Source organism: Actinoplanes italicus, assembly GCF_003001815.1.
In the GTDB taxonomy this organism is placed as follows: domain Bacteria; phylum Actinomycetota; class Actinomycetes; order Mycobacteriales; family Micromonosporaceae; genus Actinoplanes; species Actinoplanes italicus.
Genome location: NZ_PVMZ01000012.1, coordinates 248,564 through 268,566 on the forward strand (window position 1 = coordinate 248,564; position 20,003 = coordinate 268,566).

The window sequence follows — 20,003 nt, forward strand, 5'->3', positions numbered from 1 at the left end:
TCCTGAGCGCGCCCGTCGGCGGCAGGATGAACCCATGGGTTCCCGCCTGGTCGCCAGGGTGGCCGAAACCGACGCCCTGGACCGGCTGCGCGCCGAGGCGGCGTCCGGTTCGGGAGCGGTCGTGGTGATCACCGGCGAGGCCGGGATCGGTAAGACCGCCGTCGTCGAGGAGTTCGTGGCGCGCTCGTCGGCGCAGGGCGCCACGGTGCTGACCGGCCGCGCCGGCCCGGAGGAGGACGCCCCCGCCTTCTGGCCCTGGCTGCGCCTGCTCGACGGGGCGCCCGGCACGCTACCCGGTCTCACGCCGGCGCTGCTCGATGCCGGGACCGGCGACGGGTCGGCGGCCGCCCGCTTCCGGGTCATGCACGCGGCCGTCCTCGCGCTGCGAGCCGCTGCGGAGCGGCATCCCGGACTGATCCTCGTCCTCGAGGACCTGCACTGGGCCGACCCGGCTTCGCTGAGCCTGCTCGCGATGCTCGGCCGCGAGGTGTCCTCGGTCCCGCTGCTCGTCGTCGCGACCACCCGGCCTCCACGCCCGGAACCACCGCGTCCCGAACCAGCGGCCGCTGGATCACCGCGTCCCGAATCGCTGTGCCCTGAATCGCTGGGTGCGGTGGTCCTGCCGCTGGCGCGGTGGGACGTGGCCGCGGTCGCCGCCTATCTGGCCCGGCACGCCGACGGCCCGGTGCATCCGTCCTGGCCGCCGCTGGTACATCGGCTCGGCGGGGGCAACCCGCTCTACACCCGGGAGCTGGTGCGCGCGGTGGCCGTACCCGAAAAGTTTCGCCTGCCCGCCTCTGACCTGAACCTGCCCGGCAGTCTGTTGCGACTGGCCGGCCGCCGCATCTCGGCCCTCAGCCCGACCTGCCGTGACCTGCTTGGATCGGCCGCCGCCCTCGGCACCGACATCGACGTGACCCTGCTCGCCCGGGTGACACCCGGCGGCCCCGACGTCGAGCCGATCCTGACCGAGGCGATCGAGGCCGGAGTGCTGGCCGAGGACCCGTGGGCGCCGTCGCGGTTGCGGTTCGCCCACGAACTGCTGCGTGAGGCCCGCTACGCCCAGCTGACCCGCACCGAGCGCATCGAGGCCCACCGTCGCATCGCCGAAGCCCTCGACCCGGTCCCGTCCCCACCGGCCCTCTCCGGCTCGTCCGCCGGCCCGGGATCTCTGCCGGGCCTTCCCGTGGAGCGCGGCTCCTCGGTGGCCTCCGGCACCCGTGCCGCCGAAATCGCCCGGCACCGGGTGCGAGCCGCGGTGGACGAGGAGTCGCGGGCCGACGCGCGTGCCGCCTGCGAGACCGCCGCCCGGGAAGCGGCCCGGCGACTCGATCACCACGCCGCGGCGACCTGGCTCGGCGAAGCCGTCGCCCTCTTCCCGGACGACCCTTGGCTACGGCTGACCCGCGCCGAAGCCGCCTGCCGCGACGGTCGTCTGGCCCTCGCGGTCGCCGACTGCTCCACTGTCCTCGACGTCGCCGAGGCGGGCGGCCTCCCGGATCTGGCCGTCGCGTCTGCCCTGGTGGTTCGTGGCTACGGCGGCCAGATCGCCCCCGCCGCTCTCCGGCTCTGCGAACGAGCCCAAGCCATGCTCGACCCCTCACCCACCGTCCCCGCGACGGCGGGTGAGGGCGTGGCGACGGTGGGAGCCGAACCGGTGGCGCGGGCCGAACTGGTGGCGCATCACGCGTACCTGCTGGTGGAGGTCGGGAGTTATGCCCGGGCCGAGCCGCTCAGCCGCGAGGCCATGGCGCTGGCCGAACGCACCGGCGACCCCCGGGCGCTCGCCGCCGCCGTGCACGCCCGCCACGAAGCCCTCGACCCGATCGCGGAAGCGGAGGAGGTTCTCGAGCTGGGGCGGCGCAGCTGCGACCTGGCGGCGGTCTCGGGCCGGGCCGACGCCGAACTCTGGGGCCGGCTCTGGCGCCTCGACGGGCTGCTCACCACCGGCGACCTGCCGGGCTACGACGCCGAACTGTCGGTCCTGGCCGCGCTCGCCGAGCGGATCGGCTGGCCGGTGGCCCGCTGGCATGTGCTGCGCGCCCGCGCGGCCCGGCTGCTGCTGGCCGGGCGGCCGGCGGCCTGCCGGGAGGTCGCGGAGGAGGCGTTCGCGCTGGCCGGCACGTTCGAGGAACAGCCGGGACGAGAGTTGCACTCGGCCTTCCTCGCCTCGCTGACCCCGTTCACCGGGGAGCTGCCGCCCTGGCCCGCCGACCTGAGCGACGCGGCCGGCCGGTTCGGGGCCGAACCCATCGCCGCGGCCAACATCGGCCGGCTCGCGATGCTCAGCGACGATCGGCCCGCCGGGGCCGAATGCCTGCGCCACCTAGGTGCCGTGCTGCCCGACCTGCCGCCGGACGGCAAGCACACCTTCCTGGTCGTCAACACCGGGGAGATCGCGGCCTGGCTGGGGGATCGGGACCTGGCAGCCGCCGCCTACACGACGGTCCTGCCGCGGGCGGGCCGCTTTCTGAACACGACGACCGCCTGCCACGGCTCGGTGGCCCGGCCGCTCGGCACGATCGCCGCGGCCCTCGGCGACCACGAGGCGGCGGAGCAACACTTCACCGACGCTGTCGCGATGGAGGAGAAGTCCGGTGCGGCGCCGTTCGTGGCGATGGCGTTCCTCGCGTACGCCAGGAGCCTCCACGACCGCGACGCCCGCCGCACCCGGCGCCTGGCAGGGGAGGCGCTCGCCATCGCCCGGAGACTGGGCCTGACCGCGATCGCCGCCGAGGCGGCCGCCCTGACCCGGGACGAGCTGACCGCCCGGGAACGGGAGATCGCCGTACTGGCCGCCGAGGGCCTGCCGAACCGGTCGATCGCCGCCCGTCTGCACATCTCCGAGCGAACCGTCGAGTCCCACGTCCGCAACGCGCTGGCCAAGCTGGGCGTCACGAACCGGACCCAGCTGGCCGCTCACCGCCGCACCGCCCCGTGAACACCGGGCTGTGTCACACCGCTGTCTCAGGTGCGCTGAGACAGCGGTGTGACACAGCCGGCGAGAGGTCAGCGGGAGCGGCGGCCTCCGGCGCGGGCCGAGAACGCCGCTGCTCCGCCGCCGCCCGTGGTGCCGGTGGAGGTGGGGCGCTGCTGGGGCGTACCGGATCGGGGTGCGGAAGCTGAACCACGGGCCTGCCCGGACCCGCGCTGCTGACCGGAAGTCCGCGCCTGGCCCGCGTTGGCGCCATGGCCGGCGGTGCGTTCCGGAGAGGCCGCCCGCCGCCCGCGCCCGCCGTCGCCGTTGGACCGGGGAACGGCCGGCGTCTCGGTGGCCGCGGGAGCGCCCGAGGCACCGGACCGTCCGCGCCCACGCCGGGGCCGCCGCGACCGGGACCGGCCTGCCGAACCATCGGCCTCCACGTCCGCGGAGGACGAGGAGAAGGACGCAGCGGACGGGGAGGAGGCAGCCGGACGCGACGCCCCGGCACGGGACGCCGGAGCCGGACGGGAGGGCGGAGCCGGCGGAGCGGGCGCCACGAAGGTCCGCTCGCCGGGAGCCAGCCGGGCCAGCAGCGCGTCGCCCGGACGGGTCCGGGTGGTGACCGGGCGGATGCCGGCCTTGCGCGTGAGGTCGCGTACGTCGGACTGCTGCTCGTCGGTCATCAGTGTGATCACCGTGCCCCGGGCGCCGGCCCGCGCGGTCCGGCCGGACCGGTGCAGGTAGGCCTTGTGCTCGACCGGCGGGTCGGCGTGGATGACCAGGGCGACATCGTCGACGTGGATGCCACGGGCCGCGATGTCGGTGGCGACGAGTGTTCCCGAGGTGCCCTCGGAGAACGCCGACAGGTTTCGGTTGCGGGCGTTCTGCGCCAGATTGCCGTGCAGTTCGACGGCCGGCACCCCGGCCGCGTTGAGCTGCCGGGTCAGCACCTTGGCACGCCGCTTGGTGCGGGTGAAGACGACCGACCGGCCGGGCGCTGCCAGCAGATCGACCAGGATGCCGAACCGGTCGTCCTCGCGGACGTGCAGCACGTGGTGGTCCATCTCGATCGGAGCCTGCGCCGCGGAGTCCACATGGTGCGTCACCGGGCGGCGCATGAATCTCTGCACCAGGATGTCCACCCCGTTGTCCAGGGTGGCCGAGAAGAGCAGCCGCTGCCCGCCGGCCGGGGTCTGCGACAGCAGCCGCCGCACGACCGGCAGGAAGCCGAGGTCGGCCATGTGGTCGGCCTCGTCGAGGACGGTCACCTCGACAGACTCCAGCGAGGCGTGACCGCCGCGGATGTGGTCGTCGAGCCGGCCCGGACAGGCCACCAGCACGTCGACGCCGGCCTTCAGTGCCTTGATCTGCGGGTTCGCGCCGACGCCGCCGAACACCACGAGGGTGCGCAGCCCGGCCGCGTCGGCCAGTGGACGCAGGGTCGCCTCGATCTGGGTGGCCAGCTCGCGGGTGGGCGCCAGGATCAGCGCGCGCGGACGGCCGGGCTGAGGCTTGCGGGCCGCGGCGGCGAGGCGGGCCACGACGGGGATCACGAAGGCGTACGTCTTGCCGGAGCCCGTCCGCCCACGGCCCAGGACGTCGCGCCCGGCCAGCGAGTCGGGCAGGGTGGCCGACTGAATGGGGAACGGGGTGCTGATCCCGAGCCGGTCCAGTGCCGTGGTGAGGACGGCGGGCACGCCGAGCTCGGTGAAGGTGGTCATGAAGCTGGGAACTCCCGATGGTCTAGGCCAGCCGGCCGGCGGTCGCGCACAGCGGCTGATCTGATCATTTTAGCTCGGCACCGTCCGCAACCGGTTCGCACCCGAAGGCGACCCGAATAGCACTCAACGCACCCGATCTTTCTCCTCAGCGCCGGAAGACCCCCCGACCCGGCCGGTTCTGCGAGGAGACCCCCGATGAGCGCTGAGACACCTGCGATCGAGCGGCGTGGCGAGGACATCGTCCGGGCGAACATGCCGCTCGTCGGGCATCTGGTCCGCGAGATGCTGGCCCGCGTGCCCTCACACGTCAATCGTGATGACCTGCTCTCCGCAGGCTACGCCGCCTTGGTGGCGGCCGCCCGCGGGTTCGACCCCGAGCGTGGCGTGCCGTTCCCGCGGTTCGCCGCCGCGCGTGTACGCGGCGCGCTGCTCGACGAGCTGCGCGGCCTGGACTGGGCCAGCCGGTCGGTACGGCAGCGCGCGCGGCGTACCGACGCGGCCCGGGAGGAATTGACGAAGGAGCTGGGCCGCACCCCGACGGTCCAGGAGGTGGCCGAGAGGCTCGGCTGCACCGTGGAGGACATCGAGCACGGCGAGGGCGACGTGCACCGCGCCACGGTCTTCAGCCTCCAGGGCTTCGCGACCGCGACCGCCGACGACATCGTCACCGAGCCGGGCGCCGGTCCGGAGGAGATGCTGCTGCGCCGGGAACGGTTCGGCTACCTGCAGCACGCCGTCGACGCCCTGCCGGAGCGGCTCCGCTCGGTGGTGCGCGGCTACTTCTACGACGAGCGCCCGATGGCCCAGATCGCCGCCGAGCTCGGGGTCAGCGAGTCCCGGGTGTCGCAGTTGCGGGCCGAGGCGCTGGTCCTGCTCCGGGACGGGATGAACACCCACCTGGACCCGGCGCTCGCGGCGGAGAACTCGCCGAAGGAGGGCTGTGTGGCCCGCCGCCGGGCCGCCTACTACGACAAGATCGCCAGCCGGGGCACGCTGCGTACCCGGCTCGCGCTGACCAGCACCGACGGCCTGCCGCTGGCCGCCGCCTGAGACTGCTCCCGGGGTGCGGGGCCCGCCGCGGTTCGCGGCGGGCCCCGAAAACCTCACGCGTTGGCGCAGGTGCCGGCCTTCTTCTGGGCGGCGATCGCCTTCTCGGCGCCCAGCTTGTAGAGGCTCATGCCCTCCTTGGCCGGCTCGAGCTTCCAGGCGTCCTGCTCGTAGACCATCGTGTACGACTGGGCCGCTACCAGTTGCTTCGCGATGATGACGGCCTTGTCGGTACCCTCCAGGCGGGCGCTGGTGAGCTGGATCGCGAGGCCCTTGCGGGAGCAGGCGGTGTTCAGCTTCACGTAGTCGTCCTTGCTGATCGCCTGCTTGCCGGCCGAGGTGTACATCTCCCAGGCCCCGGCGAAGTCACCGCCGCTGAAACGGTCGAACACCGTCTGCGCGGCGACCTTGGCCCCTTCCAGGGTCTTCGGCTCGGGACCCCCGGCGGCTGCGGCGGCCGCGGCGTTGCCGGCCGGGTCCGGGCTCTCCTCGGAACAGCCGGCGGCGAAGGACAGGGTGGCGACCGCGGCGAGGGCCACGGCGCCGAGACGCAGGTGCTTCGGGGTGTTGTTGTCCATGTCCCGATTAATGCCGGGCAGCCGTCGTGCGTAACGGCCCCGGCGTGTCGATGACGGGTTCCGGACACTTGCGCCCCCGGCCGTAACCCGAGGCGTCTGAGCTATTCTGGTCGTTTGCCGAAAGCTCTACGGGCAAACAAAAATGGCAACCATAGAAATGGCTGCCGAACGCCGGAATGATAGCACGAAAAGGGGCGACTTTGTCAAGCTCTAGCGCGGACCTCGATTCCGAGCAGGCGTACTTGACCACGCTCTACCAGCGCCTGGATCAATTGCGTGAGCAGGCCGACAACAGGTTGCGGGCGATCCTGCTCGAGGGCGGCGGAACCCCGCAGGGCCGTGCCCAGCGGGAGGCCACCCGCAGTCACTATGCCGAACAGTTGGCACAGTTCAATTCCGTCGAGAACGGCCTGTGTTTCGGACGTCTTGACTTCTCCGCGGACAGTCCGCGTTACATCGGGCGGCTCGGCCTCTTCGCCGAGGACCGTGGTGCCGGTCCCCTTCTGGTGGACTGGCGTGCCCCGGCCGCCCGGCCCTTCTACCTGGCCACCGCCGTCAGCCCCGAGGGCGTCACCCGGCGCCGGCATCTGCGGACCCGTGGCCGGATCCTCACCGCCATCGACGACGAGGTGCTCGACATCGAGGCCGGTGACGGCACCGGCCGGGAGGACGTGACCGGTGAGGCGGCGCTGCTGTCGGCGCTCACCGCGAACCGGACCGGCCGGATGCGCGACATCGTCGAGACCATCCAGACCGAGCAGGACGACGTGATCCGCTCCGGGCTGCCCGGCGTGCTCGTCGTCCAGGGCGGTCCGGGGACCGGCAAGACCGCGGTCGCCCTGCACCGGGCGGCGTACCTGCTCTACACCTACCGTGAGCAGCTCACCCGGACCGGTGTGCTGATCCTCGGGCCGAACACCACCTTCCTGCGCTACATCTCCCAGGTGCTGCCGGGCCTCGCCGAGACCGGTGTGCTGCTGGCCACCCTCGGCGACATGTTCCCCGGGGCCCGGGGCCACGCCGCCGAATCGTCCGAGGTCGCCGCGTTCAAGGGTGGCCTCGGCATGCTCGACGCGCTGGAGAACGCGGTCGCCGACCGGCAGACCCTGCCCGACGACTTCGTCGAGGTCGACCACGACGGTTACCCGCTGCGCATCGAACGCGAGGTGCTCCTCGCGGCCCGGACCGCGGCCCGCCGCTCGGAACGCCCGCACAACGTGGCCCGGCAGGTCTTCGTGACCGAGGCCATCCACCAGCTGTCCCTGCAGATCGCCGAGCGCATCGGCGCCGACCCGCTCGGCGGCGACAACCTGCTCTCCGAGGCCGACCTCGCCGAGACTCGTCGTGAGCTGCGTGAGGACGTGGACGTACAGCGGGCTCTCTTTGATTTCTGGCCCGTGCTGACCCCACGCCAGGTGCTGCGCGACCTGCTCAGCGACGCCGATCGTCTCGAGTCGGCCGGGTTGCCACCCGCACTGCTGCGTGACCGGTCGGCCGGCTGGACCCCGGCTGACGTGCCGCTTCTCGACGAGCTGGCCGAGCTGCTCGGCGTCGACGACACGCTCAAGGTCCGGGAGCAGCAGAGGCAGAGAAAAGCCGCCATCGAGTACGCCGAGGGCGTGCTGGAGATCGTCGAGGGCTCCCGGTCGCTCGACTTCGAGGACGAGGGCGCCGAGAAGGACGAGATCCTGTCCGCGCTGGACGTCGTCGACGCGGGCGCGTTCGTCGAGCGGCACGAGGTGATCGACACCCGCACCGCGGCCGAGCGTGCCGCCGCCGACCGTACCTGGGTGTTCGGTCACATCATCGTCGACGAGGCGCAGGAGCTGTCCCCGATGGCCTGGCGGCTGCTGATGCGCCGCTGCCCGAGCCGGTCGATGACCGTGGTCGGCGACGTCGCCCAGACTTCGGAGCTGGCCGGCACCACCACGTGGGAGCAGGTCTTCGAGCCGTACGTGGCGCAGCGCTGGCGCCTGGTCGAGCTGAGCGTCAACTACCGCACGCCGGCCGAGGTGATGGCGGTGGCGGCCGACGTTCTGGCCGCCGTCGACCCGGCGCTGCGCCCACCGCGATCGGTCCGATCGGCCGGCGTCACGCCATGGGCGCGGCGGGTGGAGCCGGGGGCGCTTTCCGATGAGCTGATCTCCGAGGTACGCAAGGAGGCCGCCCTCATCGAGGAGGGCCGTCTCGGCATCCTGGTGCCCGAGCGTCTGGAGGAGTCACTCGGTGCCGACCTGGTGGCCGCCGTCCCCGGCGCGGCCGTGGGGGAGCAGCCCGACCTGCTCAACCACATGGTCCTGATGACCGTTCGCCAGGCCAAGGGCCTGGAGTTCGACTCGGTCCTGGTGATCGCCCCCGACGAGATCATCGCCGAGTCGCCACGGGGTCTCTCCGACCTGTACGTAGCGGTGACCCGAGCCACCCGCCGCCTGGGCGTACTGCACACCACAGACCTCCCGAAGGTCCTGTCCTCCCTGGCCTGACGGCCTGACGGCCCGGCGTCCCGAAGGACGCCGGGCCGACGAGAAACCCGAGGTCAGGCGGCGGTGGAGTTGGCGCCGCGGCCGATGGCGGTGTGGCCGTGCGCGTTGGTCATCGCCAGGCGGCTGCGCATGGTGGTGTTGTTGGCGATGTTGGCGTAGTAGGTGGCGCGGCGACGGGCCGTGATGCTCTCCGGGTTGTCCGGGACCGGGGCCATCTCCGGGTTCAGGTGGGTGTTGAGGCCGTCGCGCAGCAGCGACAGCGCCTCGGCACGCAGCTGGGAGACGCGTGACTCGGTGACGCCGAGGTCGGTGGCGATCTCGGCCATCGGGCGCTCCTGCAGGAAGTACTCGGTGACGACGGTCTGCAGGCGCTCCGGCAGCGAGTCGATGGCGTGGTGCAGGTAGCCGATCTGCTCGCGGCGCAGCAGCATCTCCTCCGGGCCGGGCTCGCGCTCGGTGACCAGGTCGTCGGCGCTGCTGGTGGTGAAGCCCTGCAGCGACAGGACGGTGGCGCGCTGCACGTCGGTGTCGGTCTGGTGCAGGTCCGTCGTGGTGGTGCCGAGGGCCTGCGCCAGCTCCTCCGGCGACGGCGTACGGCCGAGGGTGGTGGTCAGCTGCTGACGCGTGACGTCGGTGTTGCGGGCCTTGGACCGCACCGAGCGGGTCGCCCAGTCCAGGGCGCGCAGCTCGTCGAGGAGAGCGCCGCGGATGCGGGTGCCGGCGAAGCGGTGGAACGGGACGCCGCGCTGCGGGTCCCAGCCGCGCGCCGCGGTGACCAGGGCGTGCAGGCCGGCGCTGGTCAGGTCGTCGCGGTGGATGTGGTTCGGGATCCGGCTGAGCATGTCCCGCACGAGGTGGCCGACCAGCGGCATGTGCGTGCGGATCAGGTCTTCCTGCTCGCGCACGGTGAGCACGGGCGAGGCGGTGTCGGCGGCGAGGTCGGCAGCGGTCGTCACGGTGCTGGTCATGTTTGTTTCCCCCGGTTGCTCGTCGGCGCCCCTGGCTGGATGGGCACCGGCTGACAGGAGAAACTTTCAAGCGCGGAGGGTGCGTGCTCTGGTCACGGACAGTTGCGCTCGGGTTGCGCTGGACCGGCGTGTTCCGCGATGGCCTTCCATCGGCGGGTGGGGGGCCCGGTTGAGAGTTCCCGGAGCGGTGCGGCAAGGTGTCCCGCATGGACCTGACCGAGACTGGCGCGGCCGTCAACCTCATCGCCGGCCTGGTGATCCTGACCGGGGTGATCGGCGTGATCGTGCCGGTCCTCCCCGGCCTGCTGCTGACCTGGGGCGGGGTGATCCTCTGGGCGATCCTCGGCGAGGGCTCGGGCTCGGCCCGCCTGCTGGTCGCGGTGATCGCCACACTGATCGCGTTCGCCGGCCTGGTGATCAAGTATCTGTGGCCGGGCAAGAAGCTGAAGAACATCGGCGTGCCCAACTCGACCGTGGTGGTCGGCGGCGTGCTGGGCCTGATCGGCTTCTTCGTGGTGCCGTTCGTCGGTCTGGTGCTCGGCTTCGTACTGGGCGTGTGGCTGATGGAGATGCGCCGGCTCGGTTCGGAGCGGGCCTGGCCGTCGGCCCGGTCAGCGATCGGAGCGGTCGGACTGTCCCTGCTGGTGGAGCTGGCCGCGGCCCTGCTGATCGCGGTGGTCTGGTTGTTCGGCCTGGCCTTCGCCTAGGACTTCTTCGCGGCCGCGGCACTTTCGGCACGCAGCCTGCGCTGACGACGCTGGGTGAGCAGGAGCAGCAGCGGAATCGTGGTCAGGGTGGCAGCCACCGAGGCGGCCGCGATCACGGTGAACCCGGTCGGGCCGGACGGGTGCGCGGCCTGGACACCCGCGGCGGCTCCGGATGCGATCGGTGACGCGGCCGCTGCCGACGTGGCGGCGGCCACCTCCTCGGGCGTGACCAGCTTGCCGACCGAGCTGCCGGCGGGCAGGGAGAAGCCCCAGTCGAGCAGGGCGGCGCCCTGCTCCCAGCCGCGCTTCGGGCGGGCCTCGGCCCCGAGCAGGGTCGCCACGAGGGTGCGCCCGTTGCGGGTGGCCGCGCCGACGTAACTGTGCCGGGCCACCGTGGTGAAACCGGTCTTTCCACCGAGCGCGCCCGGGTAGTTGTAGATCAGCTTGTTCTCGTTCTGGAACTGGAAACCGCCGACCTTCTTCGGTTTCGTCTGTCCCGGCATCCGCGCGATCCGCGTGAGCACGTACTTGCGGAAATCGGCGTTGGCGAAACACACCCGGGCGATCAGCGCGAGATCGTACGAGCTGGTGAACTGCCCTTTCCCGTCGAGACCCGAAGGGGTCACCGCATGCGTCTGGCGTGCGCCGAGCGCGGCCGCCTTGGCGTTCATCGCCGCGACGGTCTTCTTCAGCCCGTCCGGCCCGCCACCACCGGCGAGCCGGGCCAGCGCGTTGGCCGCGTCGTTGCCCGAGTTGAGCATCAGGCCCAGCCAGAGCGTCGAGATCGAATAGGTGCCGCCCTCCACGATGCCGACCGCCGAGCTGCCCGGCTCGATGTCCAGGTCGCCGCGGGTGACGGTCATCTTCTGTGCCGGGTCGAGCTGATCGATCGCGGTCGCGGCCAGCAGCATCTTCTGCACACTGGCCGGGGTCTGGTGCACGTGCGGGCCGCAGGCGCCGAGCACCTCGCCGGTGTCCAGGTCGGCGACGAGCCAGGTGGTCGCGGTGAGGGCGGGCGGCGCCGGGCTGCCGGGCGGGACGACCAGGCCGTGCGTGGCGAGGGCCTGCCCGCCGACGGCCATGTCCTCGGCGACCTCGGCCGGCGGGACGGGCCGCGGCGGGGCGCTCGGCTTGGCGATCCTCGGCTTCGGGCAGGGGATCTCGGCGGCCGTGGTGGCCGCGGCGGTGGCCGGGGCGCCGATCACCGGGACGGCCAGCAGGCAGGCGGCCAGGGCCGCCACGAGGACTCTCACGGCCAGCGGTCCCCCGCGGTCAGACGGCGGTCCAGCAGGGTCTGCAGCGGGATCGGGTCACCGTCACCGCCGCCCGCGCCGACGATCATCCTGGCGACGCTCGGGGCCAGGTCGGCGCCGGCGAACCGGGCGCGCAGCGACGGCGCCACGGTGAGCACGTAATACTCGCCGTCCTCGCCGACGGCCACCGAGCGGTCGGCTTTCAGATACCAGCCCCGGACGTGTGTCCGGTACGTCGACCGGCCGTCCAGGCTGCGTGCGGAGAGCGCGTGCGGACGCAGTCCCGCCTCGCCGGCCCGGCGGACGAACTCGTCGAGCAGGGCCTCGGCGCGGCGTGCCTCCGCCGCCCGGTCGGCCTCCAGCGCGGCGGCGCGAACGGCCACGTCCCGCCGTTGCTGCTCCCGCCAGACAGCCTGCTCGTCCTGCATGGCGCCGACCCTAACGTGGGACCCCGGCGGCGGCCAACCGGGATTGGAAGGATTCGGCTCCCATTCCGCGTCCCATTCCGAAAACCAACCGGAAAGAATTGCCGGATCGCGGGCAGGAGTTGCGCCGCGGACGTCTCGCGCGCAAGACTGGGCGCGGTTGAATTATTCTTCTCGGGAGTCGTTATGGCGCGGCAGGTAATCACCACCCTGATCGACGATCTGGACGGCAACAAGGCGGATCGGACTGTCGAGTTCAGTCTCGACGGCGTCAGCTACACGATCGACCTTTCCGAGTCCAATGCCGGAAAGCTGCGTAAGGCTCTGGACCCGTTCATCAGCGCGGGCACCCGTCTGGGCCGCACGGCGGCGGGACGCATCCCGTCACGTGGTGCCGCCCCGGTCCGCACCGCCGGTTCTCGTGACGAGAACCGGCTGGTCCGCGAGTGGGCGATCCGCAACGGGCACAAAATCTCCGAGCGGGGCCGCATTCCGCAGGAGGTCAGCAACGCGTACCGGGCCGCACACGGCCGCTGATTCGTATCGGTTGTCACCGTGCCGGTGTGCCTGCCGGCACGGTGAGTGACCGCTGGGTGAGAAATCCCACTCGCTCCGAATTGGACGCGGAATTACATTCCGGGCGACTCAGCCATGACGCAGCCGGGGCAGTTCGGCGGCCACCGCCTCCAGCACCTTCTCGTCGCCGGAGTACCAGCTCGACTCCCGCGGCCAGTGCGTGATCACATCGGTGAATCCCAGCTCGCGGGCACGACCGATCGCATCGGTGAATGCCGCGACGCTGCTCATCGAGAACACCGGTGACGAGTCCAGGTTCAGATAACGGTCCATCGCGTCCTGCGGACGGCCCTCGGCAGTGAGCGCCGCGTCGAATCTCTCCCGCGTCACGGCCACCTCTTTCCACCAGAGGTCGGCGTCGTCGGCCTGCTGCGGGCCGGTGGTCACCCAGCCGTCGCCGAATCTCGCCGCCAGGCGCAGTGCCCGCGGCCCGTTGGCGGCGATCACGAACGGCGGCCGCGGCTGTTGAACCGGACCGGGGATGCTGCGCGCGTCGACGGCCGAGAACCATTCACCGGACCACGTGGTCGACGGTTGCCGCAGGATGGTGTCGAACAGCTCCAGGAACTCGGCGAACCGGTCCACCCGGGCGCGCGGGCTCAACTCCGGCCCGCCGAGTACCGCCGAGTCGAAACCGATGCCGCCGGCGCCGAGGCCGAGGATCAGCCGTCCGCCGGAGATGTCGTCGATCGCTGTGGTCTCGCGGGCGAACCGCACGGGATGCCGGAAGTTCGGCGTCGCCACGTACGTCCCCAGGCGGATCCGGGACGTGACGGTCGCGGCCGCGGTGAGGGTCGGCACCGAGTCGAACCACGGACCGGCGATCAGATCACGCCAGCCCAGATGGTCGTAGGTCCAGGCATGGTCGAAGCCGTACTCCTCGGCGAGACGCCACCGCCGGCTCGCGACGGCCCAGCGCTGGTCGGGAAGGATCACGATGCCGATACGCACCGCGAAAGCCTACGTCAGGCGGTTTGCCGCGCCTGCTCGCCCGGCTCCTCGGGGGCCGCTGCGGACTCGAACGCCTGCAGAGCCTTGAGCAGGTCCTGCTGAGCGGCCGGCGGCATCCGGTCGAGCACCGCGGCGAGCGCTGCCCGGCGGCTCTCCCGCAGGTCGGCCAGGAGCCGCCGGGAGGCCGAGGTGAGCAGCAGCCGAACCTCGCGCCGGTCGCGTGGATCGGCGACCCGGCGCAGGAGGCCGGTCGCCTCCAGACGGTCGCAGAGGCGGCTGGCCGACGACGGCACCACGTCGAGCGCCTCGGCCAGCCGGCTCATGTTGGTGTGCCGATTGCCGGCGACGATGGTCAGCACACGCAACTGAGCGGGCGGAATCGCGGGCTGCTGCACCAGACGTGCCCGTTCGAGGACGGCCACCAGCGCCTCCACCGACGACTCCACAGCCGCGGCGATTTCGGTGACACGCTCCATCGGTGTTTTCCCGTCATCGCAGGTCTACGGGGCCGTGGACCCGCATGCATACCCGGCCGGGCGGTGCCGCACACATGGTCAGCGTCGCCAATCCAAGCAGACCATGACCGCGTCATCATCCGGTTCGGCTCCGGCATGGTATTCGCGCAAGCCTCGCATCACCGTACCGACCGCCTCGGTGGCGGGCTGCAACCGTGTCCGGCGAAGTGCGTTGACCAGGGCGGTCTCACCGTATCGGGGCCGGTTGCCGGGCGTGGCCGCGTGAACGCCGTCGCTGACCACGAGCATCCGGTCGCCCGGTTCGAGATGAAAACGCTGGATCTCGTAGTGCGCCTCGCCGAACATGCCGAGCGGCAACTGCTGCTCGAGCGGCACCTGCTCGATGCCACCGCCGCGGGCGATCAGGCAGTGCGGCGATCCGGCGTCGACCGCGGCCACGCCACCGCCGATCAGGTCGATCTCGAGGAGCAGGGTGGCGGTGTGCACAGCGCCGCCGTACTGGGCGTGGATCGCGTCGGAGGCGAGCTCGGCCTGCTCGACGATGTCGGCGCCGCAGCGGCGCGCGTTGCGCATGGCGTTGACGGCGAGCGAGGTGAGCAGAGCCGACTCCATCCCGTCGCCGTGTCCGTTGAGCACGGTGAGGGTCAGCCGGTCGTCGTCCAGCGCCCAGTCGAAGTGGTCGCCCCGGACGGCGTACGCCGGTTCGAGCTGCCCGGCCACCAGGAAGCGCTCGTCGCCGAGGGAGCGGCCGGGCAGCAGATCCCACTGGAGTTCGGCGGCCATGGTGAGCCGGGCCCGGCGCTGGGCGCGCCGGTAGCGGTCGGTGGCCGCCCCCGCCGCGCGGATCGCCGTGGCCAGGTCGTCGCTGTCGGCGGCGAGCCGCTCGGAGAGGTCGTCGCCGGGTGGGGTGGGCAGTTCCACACGCAGGACTCCCACCCGCTCGCTCCAGCAGGTCAGCGGCAGGTGCAGGCGCACCGGGCCGGCCGGGGCGTGGTCCGTGCTCGCCCGCTGGCTGGCGAAGCAGCGCAGCGCGGCGGCACCGTCGGCGGGCTCCGGCTCGCCGAGCAGGGGGAGCAGCCGGGTTCCGGTGAGGTCGGGCACGAGAACCTCCACCTGACCGGCGGAGAAGTGACGACGCAGATGCTCGGCGGTCGCCTCCGGCAGGCGGTCGGGTGGAGCGGCTCGCAAAAGTGAGCCGAGGGACATCGGCTGATCTGACATTCCGGGACTCCTCTCTCACGAGTCGTCGACAGATTATTTGATGTACGGCAAGCAAATCGCGCCGGTACCACCCACTCAGGGAGGCCCGGCGCGATGAACCCTTCAGGCGAACGACTTCTCGAAGTGGATCAGACTTCCACTGCGCGGGCTGGAGTGCATGCGCACGTTCTCGCCCAGCGCCCTGATCAGGAGAAGACCCCGGCCGCGCTCGCTGGTGGGCGAGGGAGCGGCCGCCACCGCGGGATCGAAGCCGGACCCGTGATCCACCACATCGATGGAACACCGGTCCTCGCCCACATCCAGCCGAACCTCGAAGTTCTCGGCGCCGGCGGCGTGGTCCACCACGTTGGCACACGCCTCGGTGAGAGCGATCTCCAGATCGGCGCCGGCCTGGCGATCCACGCGGAGGATCGTCAGGGCGCACCGCAACAGCCTTCGCACGGCGGGGACACTGTCCACCTCGCGGGGCAGGTTGAGCCGAACCGACATGCGCATGCGCTTTCTGTGCCCGATCACCCGTCCGATTAACCGTGACCCCGGTGACCCGGTCCCCGATTCGTGTTATCCATGTGGGCCCCGCGCGTCTCCCTGTACAGCGCACGGAGGAGTGGGAGAGACATGGTGGGACAACCCGACACGGCGACCGTGGCAGCCGCCCGCGCCGGAGACCCGGCCGCGGTCGACCGGCTGGTCGCCGGCTATCTGCCGCTGGTCTACACCATCGTGGGCCGGGCCCTGGAGGGCCACGCCGACGTCGACGACGTGGTCCAGGAGGTCATGCTCCGGGTGCTGCGCAACCTCGGCGAGCTGCGCGACCCGGCCGCGTTCCGCTCCTGGCTCGTCGCGATCACCGTGCGGCAGGTGCGGGAACGCTTCCGGGGCCGCCCGCCGGCCGTCCCGCTCGACGAGGATCTGCGTGACCCGGGCGCCGACTTCACCGATCTGGCCATCACCCGGCTGGAACTCTCCGGTCAGCGCCGGGAGACCGCCGAGGCGACCCGCTGGCTCGACGACGACAACAAGGAACTGCTTTCGCTCTGGTGGCTGGAGGCCTCCGGCGAACTCACCCGCGATGAGATCGTCGAGGCGAGCGGGCTCGGCCGCCAGCACGCGGCGGTCCGCATCCAGCGGATGAAGGGTCAGCTGGAGACGGCCCGCGCGGTGGTCCGGGCGCTGCGGGCGCCGCGCTGCGCGGAACTCACCGGCCTTCTCGGGGCGTGGGACGGCCGTCCCGGCGCGCTCTGGCGCAAGCGCATCGCGCGGCACACCCGCGACTGCATGCAGTGCGTTCCGGCCTGGCAGGGACTGGTCGAGGCCGAGCGGCTCCTGGCGGGCATGGCGCTGGTCCCGATCCCGGCCGGCCTCGGCTCCGCCATCGGGCACGGCAGCCTCTTCTCCGGTACGGCCACGGCGGCCACAGCCGCAGCCCAGGCGGCTCCGCTGAACATCGCGGCCAAGGCCGGCGTCCCCCTGCTGCAGAAGGCGCTCGCCGGAGTGCTGGCCACGGGAGTGGTGGCCGGTGGTGGCGCGGTCGTCTACACGTACAACACCCCGGCGGAGCCGATCACCACCGCGGCCGCCGTCGCCTCGCAGCCCCCGCCCACGACGGCGGCCGCGCCCCCGCCACCCACGCCGTCCCGGACCTCGCCGTCCGCGTCGAGGAAACCGTCCGCGAAGGCCACCAGCGTGGCGCCGCCCGTGACCCGCTCGGCGAAGAAGGGCGCCGCCGTGTGGAAGTTCGCCGGCTCCAAGGCGGCCCTCAAGGACGTCGGCGCCTCCTGGTACTACACGTGGGCGGTGCACAACAACGACGCGCCCGGCCCGGCCGGCGTCGAGTTCGTGCCCATGATCTGGGGCGGCGACAACGTGAACGACGCCACGCTGAAGCAGGCGAAGGCCGAGGGCGACACGTTGCTCGGCTTCAACGAACCGGACCTGGCCGAGCAGTCGAACATGACGGTCGAGGCCGCTCTGGCGGCGTGGCCGAAGCTCGAGGCCACCGGGATGAAGCTGGTCAGCCCGGCGGTGGCGTACGGCGGCGACACCCCCGGCGGCTGGCTGGACCGCTTCATGAAGGGCGCGTCCGGCAAGGGCCTGCGGGTCGACGCCATTGCCCTGCACTGGTACGGCTCCGACTTCAGCGCCGCCTCGGTCAACCAGTTCCTCGGCTACGTCGACGCCGTGCACAAGCGCTACGACAAGCCGATCTGGGTCACCGAGTTCGGTCTGATCAACTTCAGCGGCTCACCGAAGTACGCCAGCGACGCCCAGAAGGTCACCTTCATCAAGGGCACCACCGCGGGCCTGCAGAAACGGTCGTACGTCGAGCGCTACTCCTACTTCGGGCTGCCGGCCGTGGGGGACAGCGTCGACTTCGGCCTCTACCGCGACGGCGACAGCCCCACCGAGGCGGGCAAGGCGTACCGCGCCGCGGGCTAGAGTCGGGTTCATGATTCGGTTCGGGTACAAGGCGTCGGCCGAGCAGTTCGCGCCGGCTGAGCTGCTCAAGTACGGCATTCTCGCGGAGGAGCTGGGCTTCGACTCGGTCTTCGTCAGCGACCACCTGCAGCCGTGGCGGCACGACGGTGGCCACGCCCCGGCGGCCCTGCCCTGGCTGGGGGCGCTCGCCGCACGGACCGAGCGGGTGCTCATCGGGACGAGCGTGCTGACGCCGACGTTCCGCTACCACCCGGCCGTGGTGGCGCAGGCCTTCGCCACCCTCGGCTGCCTGGCGCCGGGCCGCGCGGTCCTCGGCGTCGGCTCCGGCGAGTCGCTGAACGAGGTGCTGCTCGGCACGCAGTGGCCGGACGGCAAGGAGCGGTTCGCCCGTCTCAAGGAGGCGGTGCTGCTGATCCAGAAGCTGTGGGCCGAGGACCGGGTCACGTACGAGGGCCAGTTCTACAAGACCGAGAACGCCACGATCTATGACAAGCCCGAGGTGCCGGTGCCGATCTACATCGGCGCGTCCGGGCCGGCCGCCACCCGGCTGGCCGGGCGGATCGCCGACGGGTTCATCACGACCAGCGGCAAGGGGCACGCGCTCTACACCGACACGCTGCTGCCGGCGGTCAACGAGGGCGCCGAGAAGGCCGGTCGCAAGATCGACGACCTGGATCTGCTGATCGAGGTGAAGGTGTCGTTCGACGACGACATCGAGAAGGCCCGCAACGACACCCACTACTGGGGTGCGCTGGCGCTCTCCCCCGAGGAGAAGACCGGCGTCGAGGACCCGGTCGAGATGCAGCGGCTCGCCGACGCCCTGCCGGTCGAGCGGACCGCGACCCGGTGGATCGTCTCGTCCGACCCCGCCGAGCACGCCGCCAAGGTCTCGGAGTACCTCGACATGGGCTTCAAGCACCTGGTCTTCCACGCGCCCGGGCCGGACCAGGAGCGCTTCCTGCGCCTCTACTCGGAGCAGATCCTGCCGCAGCTGCGCTCCCGCTCCTGATCCAGATCCTCGCGGCTGTGCCGTACCGCTGTCTCACCGCGCTTGAGACAGCGGTGAGCCACAGCCGGGGGTCAGACGGAGCGGAGGTGGCCTCGGGTGCCGCCGGTGCCGCCGCCCTCACCGTTGATCACCCGGAGGTTGGGGCGGCCCTGTGTGCGGGGGCGGTTGACGTCCGTGCCGTCGCGCCAGCGGCGCCGGGTGAGCGCCTCGGCGGGGCGGGCCGAGACGAAGCGGCGGTCCGGGGTGATGTCGGTCCGGCGGCGTTCCGGGCTACGGCGCTCGGAGCGCCGCCGGTCCGGGGAGGCGACACCGAGGCCGCCGCTGTTGAAAGGGCCGCCGGTGGCTGCCGGGTTCGGTGCCGGCCATCGGTGCGGGCCCTGCACCAGGCCGGCGATCGGCTGGCGCGGCAGATTGACCGGTGCGACGGTCGGCCGGTCCGGGGCGGTTCCGGTGGCCCGGCCCGGGGCGGTGGCGGCAGGCCGGTCCGTGCCGGCCGGGCGGCGCGGGGCGTTGACCGGGCCGGCGAAGATCGGTGCGGGCACGGGACGGGATTCGCCGCCGGTCAGGATCACGATGCTCTCGGCCGGCTGTTTGCGGGTCTCCCGGCGGCGGTGGGCCAGATGTTCGCGGGCCAGCGCGTACAACGCGGTGTGCAGGGGTGTGCCGCCGAATCCCGGGTGAGCGGCCATCGGCACCTCGGTGACGCGCAGCCCGGCGGCCCGGGATCGTACGGCCAGCAGCGGTTCACCGTCGCGGCCGTCGCCGCGGGCCGGGTCGGTGCCGGCGACGCGGGGCAGCCCGAGACGGCCGGCGCGGTCGCGATGGAAGGCCCGCAGCCCGGAACCGGGGCCGGACGGCCGGCAGCCGAACAGCACGCTCATGAACCAGAGCAGGACCAGGTCGATGCGCCGGGGGGACCGGCAGCCCTCGGCCACGTCCGCGCCGCCGCGAAGCGCTTCGATGAACCGGGGCAGTGCGGCCGGATCGGCTGAGCCGTCGCCGGGCAGGGTCACGACCACGTCCTTCGTGGCGGCGGCCACCCCGCACGCGAGGGCGTTGCCGGCGCCGTAGCGGGTCTGCCGGATCACCCGGGCGGCCCGGGGCAGCGGCAGGACGGTGTCCTCGTCGGGGCCGACGACCACGATCACCTCGTCCACGGCGGGCAGACCGGCGAAGACCAGCGGCAGGTGCCCGGTGGATTCGGCCGGAATCACAACGCTCACGGA

17 protein-coding genes are annotated in these 20,003 nt (G+C 72.2%); 7 read left to right on the top strand and 10 right to left on the bottom strand.

Features of this window, described 5'->3' with window-relative positions; all coding sequences use genetic code 11:
- The first annotated feature begins 34 nt into the window (after window positions 1-34).
- Window positions 35-2,941, top strand: a complete 2,907-nt coding sequence (locus tag CLV67_RS28105; RefSeq protein WP_106323592.1) for an ATP-binding protein — start codon at window positions 35-37, stop codon at window positions 2,939-2,941.
- 68 nt (window positions 2,942-3,009) lie between these two features.
- Here CLV67_RS28105 and CLV67_RS28110 read toward each other — a convergent pair whose 3' ends face one another.
- Window positions 3,010-4,644: a DEAD/DEAH box helicase gene (locus CLV67_RS28110; RefSeq protein WP_106323594.1), complete on the bottom strand. Its 1,635-nt coding sequence runs from the start codon at window positions 4,642-4,644 to the stop codon at window positions 3,010-3,012.
- A gap of 195 nt (window positions 4,645-4,839) precedes the next feature.
- Between CLV67_RS28110 and CLV67_RS28115 the strand changes: the two genes are divergently transcribed.
- Window positions 4,840-5,694, top strand: coding sequence for a sigma-70 family RNA polymerase sigma factor (locus CLV67_RS28115; protein WP_106323596.1), 855 nt, complete (start codon window positions 4,840-4,842; stop codon window positions 5,692-5,694).
- A gap of 53 nt (window positions 5,695-5,747) precedes the next feature.
- Here CLV67_RS28115 and CLV67_RS28120 read toward each other — a convergent pair whose 3' ends face one another.
- Entirely contained in the window at window positions 5,748-6,269 is a 522-nt protein-coding gene (locus CLV67_RS28120) for a hypothetical protein (protein WP_106323598.1), read from the bottom strand.
- A gap of 176 nt (window positions 6,270-6,445) precedes the next feature.
- Between CLV67_RS28120 and CLV67_RS28125 the strand changes: the two genes are divergently transcribed.
- Window positions 6,446-8,752 carry a HelD family protein gene (locus tag CLV67_RS28125; protein WP_106323600.1) on the top strand — a complete coding sequence of 769 codons (2,307 nt, stop codon included), beginning with the start codon at window positions 6,446-6,448 and terminating at the stop codon, window positions 8,750-8,752.
- 53 nt (window positions 8,753-8,805) lie between these two features.
- Here CLV67_RS28125 and CLV67_RS28130 read toward each other — a convergent pair whose 3' ends face one another.
- Complete coding sequence (locus CLV67_RS28130) at window positions 8,806-9,720, bottom strand: sigma-70 family RNA polymerase sigma factor (RefSeq protein ID WP_106323602.1); 915 nt, start codon at window positions 9,718-9,720, stop codon at window positions 8,806-8,808.
- Window positions 9,721-9,926: 206 nt separating this feature from the next.
- Here CLV67_RS28130 and CLV67_RS28135 point away from each other — a divergent pair, with 206 nt between their 5' ends.
- A complete protein-coding gene (locus CLV67_RS28135; RefSeq protein WP_106323604.1) occupies window positions 9,927-10,427 on the top strand; it encodes a DUF456 domain-containing protein in 501 nt (166 codons plus the stop codon).
- Here CLV67_RS28135 and CLV67_RS28140 read toward each other — a convergent pair.
- Both CLV67_RS28140 and CLV67_RS28145 read right to left on the bottom strand, forming a co-directional pair.
- Entirely contained in the window at window positions 10,424-11,686 is a 1,263-nt protein-coding gene (locus CLV67_RS28140; RefSeq protein WP_106323606.1) for a D-alanyl-D-alanine carboxypeptidase family protein, read from the bottom strand. The two genes, CLV67_RS28135 and CLV67_RS28140, sit on opposite strands and share 4 nt — an antisense overlap.
- On the bottom strand, window positions 11,677-12,108 hold the full coding sequence (locus tag CLV67_RS28145; protein WP_106323608.1) for a hypothetical protein: 432 nt from the start codon (window positions 12,106-12,108) through the stop codon (window positions 11,677-11,679). The genes CLV67_RS28140 and CLV67_RS28145 overlap by 10 nt, the downstream gene beginning before the upstream one ends.
- A gap of 183 nt (window positions 12,109-12,291) precedes the next feature.
- Between CLV67_RS28145 and CLV67_RS28150 the strand changes: the two genes are divergently transcribed.
- Window positions 12,292-12,642, top strand: a complete 351-nt coding sequence (locus CLV67_RS28150; protein WP_106323610.1) for a histone-like nucleoid-structuring protein Lsr2 — start codon at window positions 12,292-12,294, stop codon at window positions 12,640-12,642.
- Between the two features lie 108 nt (window positions 12,643-12,750).
- Here the strand turns inward: CLV67_RS28150 and CLV67_RS28155 are convergent, their stop codons facing one another.
- The 4 genes from CLV67_RS28155 to CLV67_RS28170 form a co-directional block, all read right to left on the bottom strand.
- A complete protein-coding gene (locus tag CLV67_RS28155; protein ID WP_106323612.1) occupies window positions 12,751-13,632 on the bottom strand; it encodes an LLM class flavin-dependent oxidoreductase in 882 nt (293 codons plus the stop codon).
- 14 nt (window positions 13,633-13,646) lie between these two features.
- Window positions 13,647-14,108 carry a MarR family winged helix-turn-helix transcriptional regulator gene (locus CLV67_RS28160; RefSeq protein ID WP_106323614.1) on the bottom strand — a complete coding sequence of 154 codons (462 nt, stop codon included), beginning with the start codon at window positions 14,106-14,108 and terminating at the stop codon, window positions 13,647-13,649.
- Between the two features lie 78 nt (window positions 14,109-14,186).
- Window positions 14,187-15,329, bottom strand: coding sequence for a PP2C family protein-serine/threonine phosphatase (locus CLV67_RS28165; RefSeq protein WP_106323616.1), 1,143 nt, complete (start codon window positions 15,327-15,329; stop codon window positions 14,187-14,189).
- A gap of 102 nt (window positions 15,330-15,431) precedes the next feature.
- Window positions 15,432-15,824, bottom strand: a complete 393-nt coding sequence (locus CLV67_RS28170; protein WP_106323618.1) for an ATP-binding protein — start codon at window positions 15,822-15,824, stop codon at window positions 15,432-15,434.
- Window positions 15,825-15,947: 123 nt separating this feature from the next.
- Between CLV67_RS28170 and CLV67_RS28175 the strand changes: the two genes are divergently transcribed.
- Window positions 15,948-17,768, top strand: coding sequence for a sigma-70 family RNA polymerase sigma factor (locus tag CLV67_RS28175; RefSeq protein WP_106323620.1), 1,821 nt, complete (start codon window positions 15,948-15,950; stop codon window positions 17,766-17,768).
- A 10-nt stretch (window positions 17,769-17,778) separates the two neighbouring features.
- Entirely contained in the window at window positions 17,779-18,777 is a 999-nt protein-coding gene (fgd, locus tag CLV67_RS28180; protein ID WP_106323622.1) for a glucose-6-phosphate dehydrogenase (coenzyme-F420), read from the top strand.
- 71 nt (window positions 18,778-18,848) lie between these two features.
- On the opposite strand, the gene CLV67_RS28185 is transcribed toward fgd, so the two are convergent.
- A complete protein-coding gene (locus CLV67_RS28185) occupies window positions 18,849-20,000 on the bottom strand; it encodes a glycosyltransferase (RefSeq protein ID WP_170154027.1) in 1,152 nt (383 codons plus the stop codon).
- Window positions 20,001-20,003 lie beyond the last annotated feature (3 nt).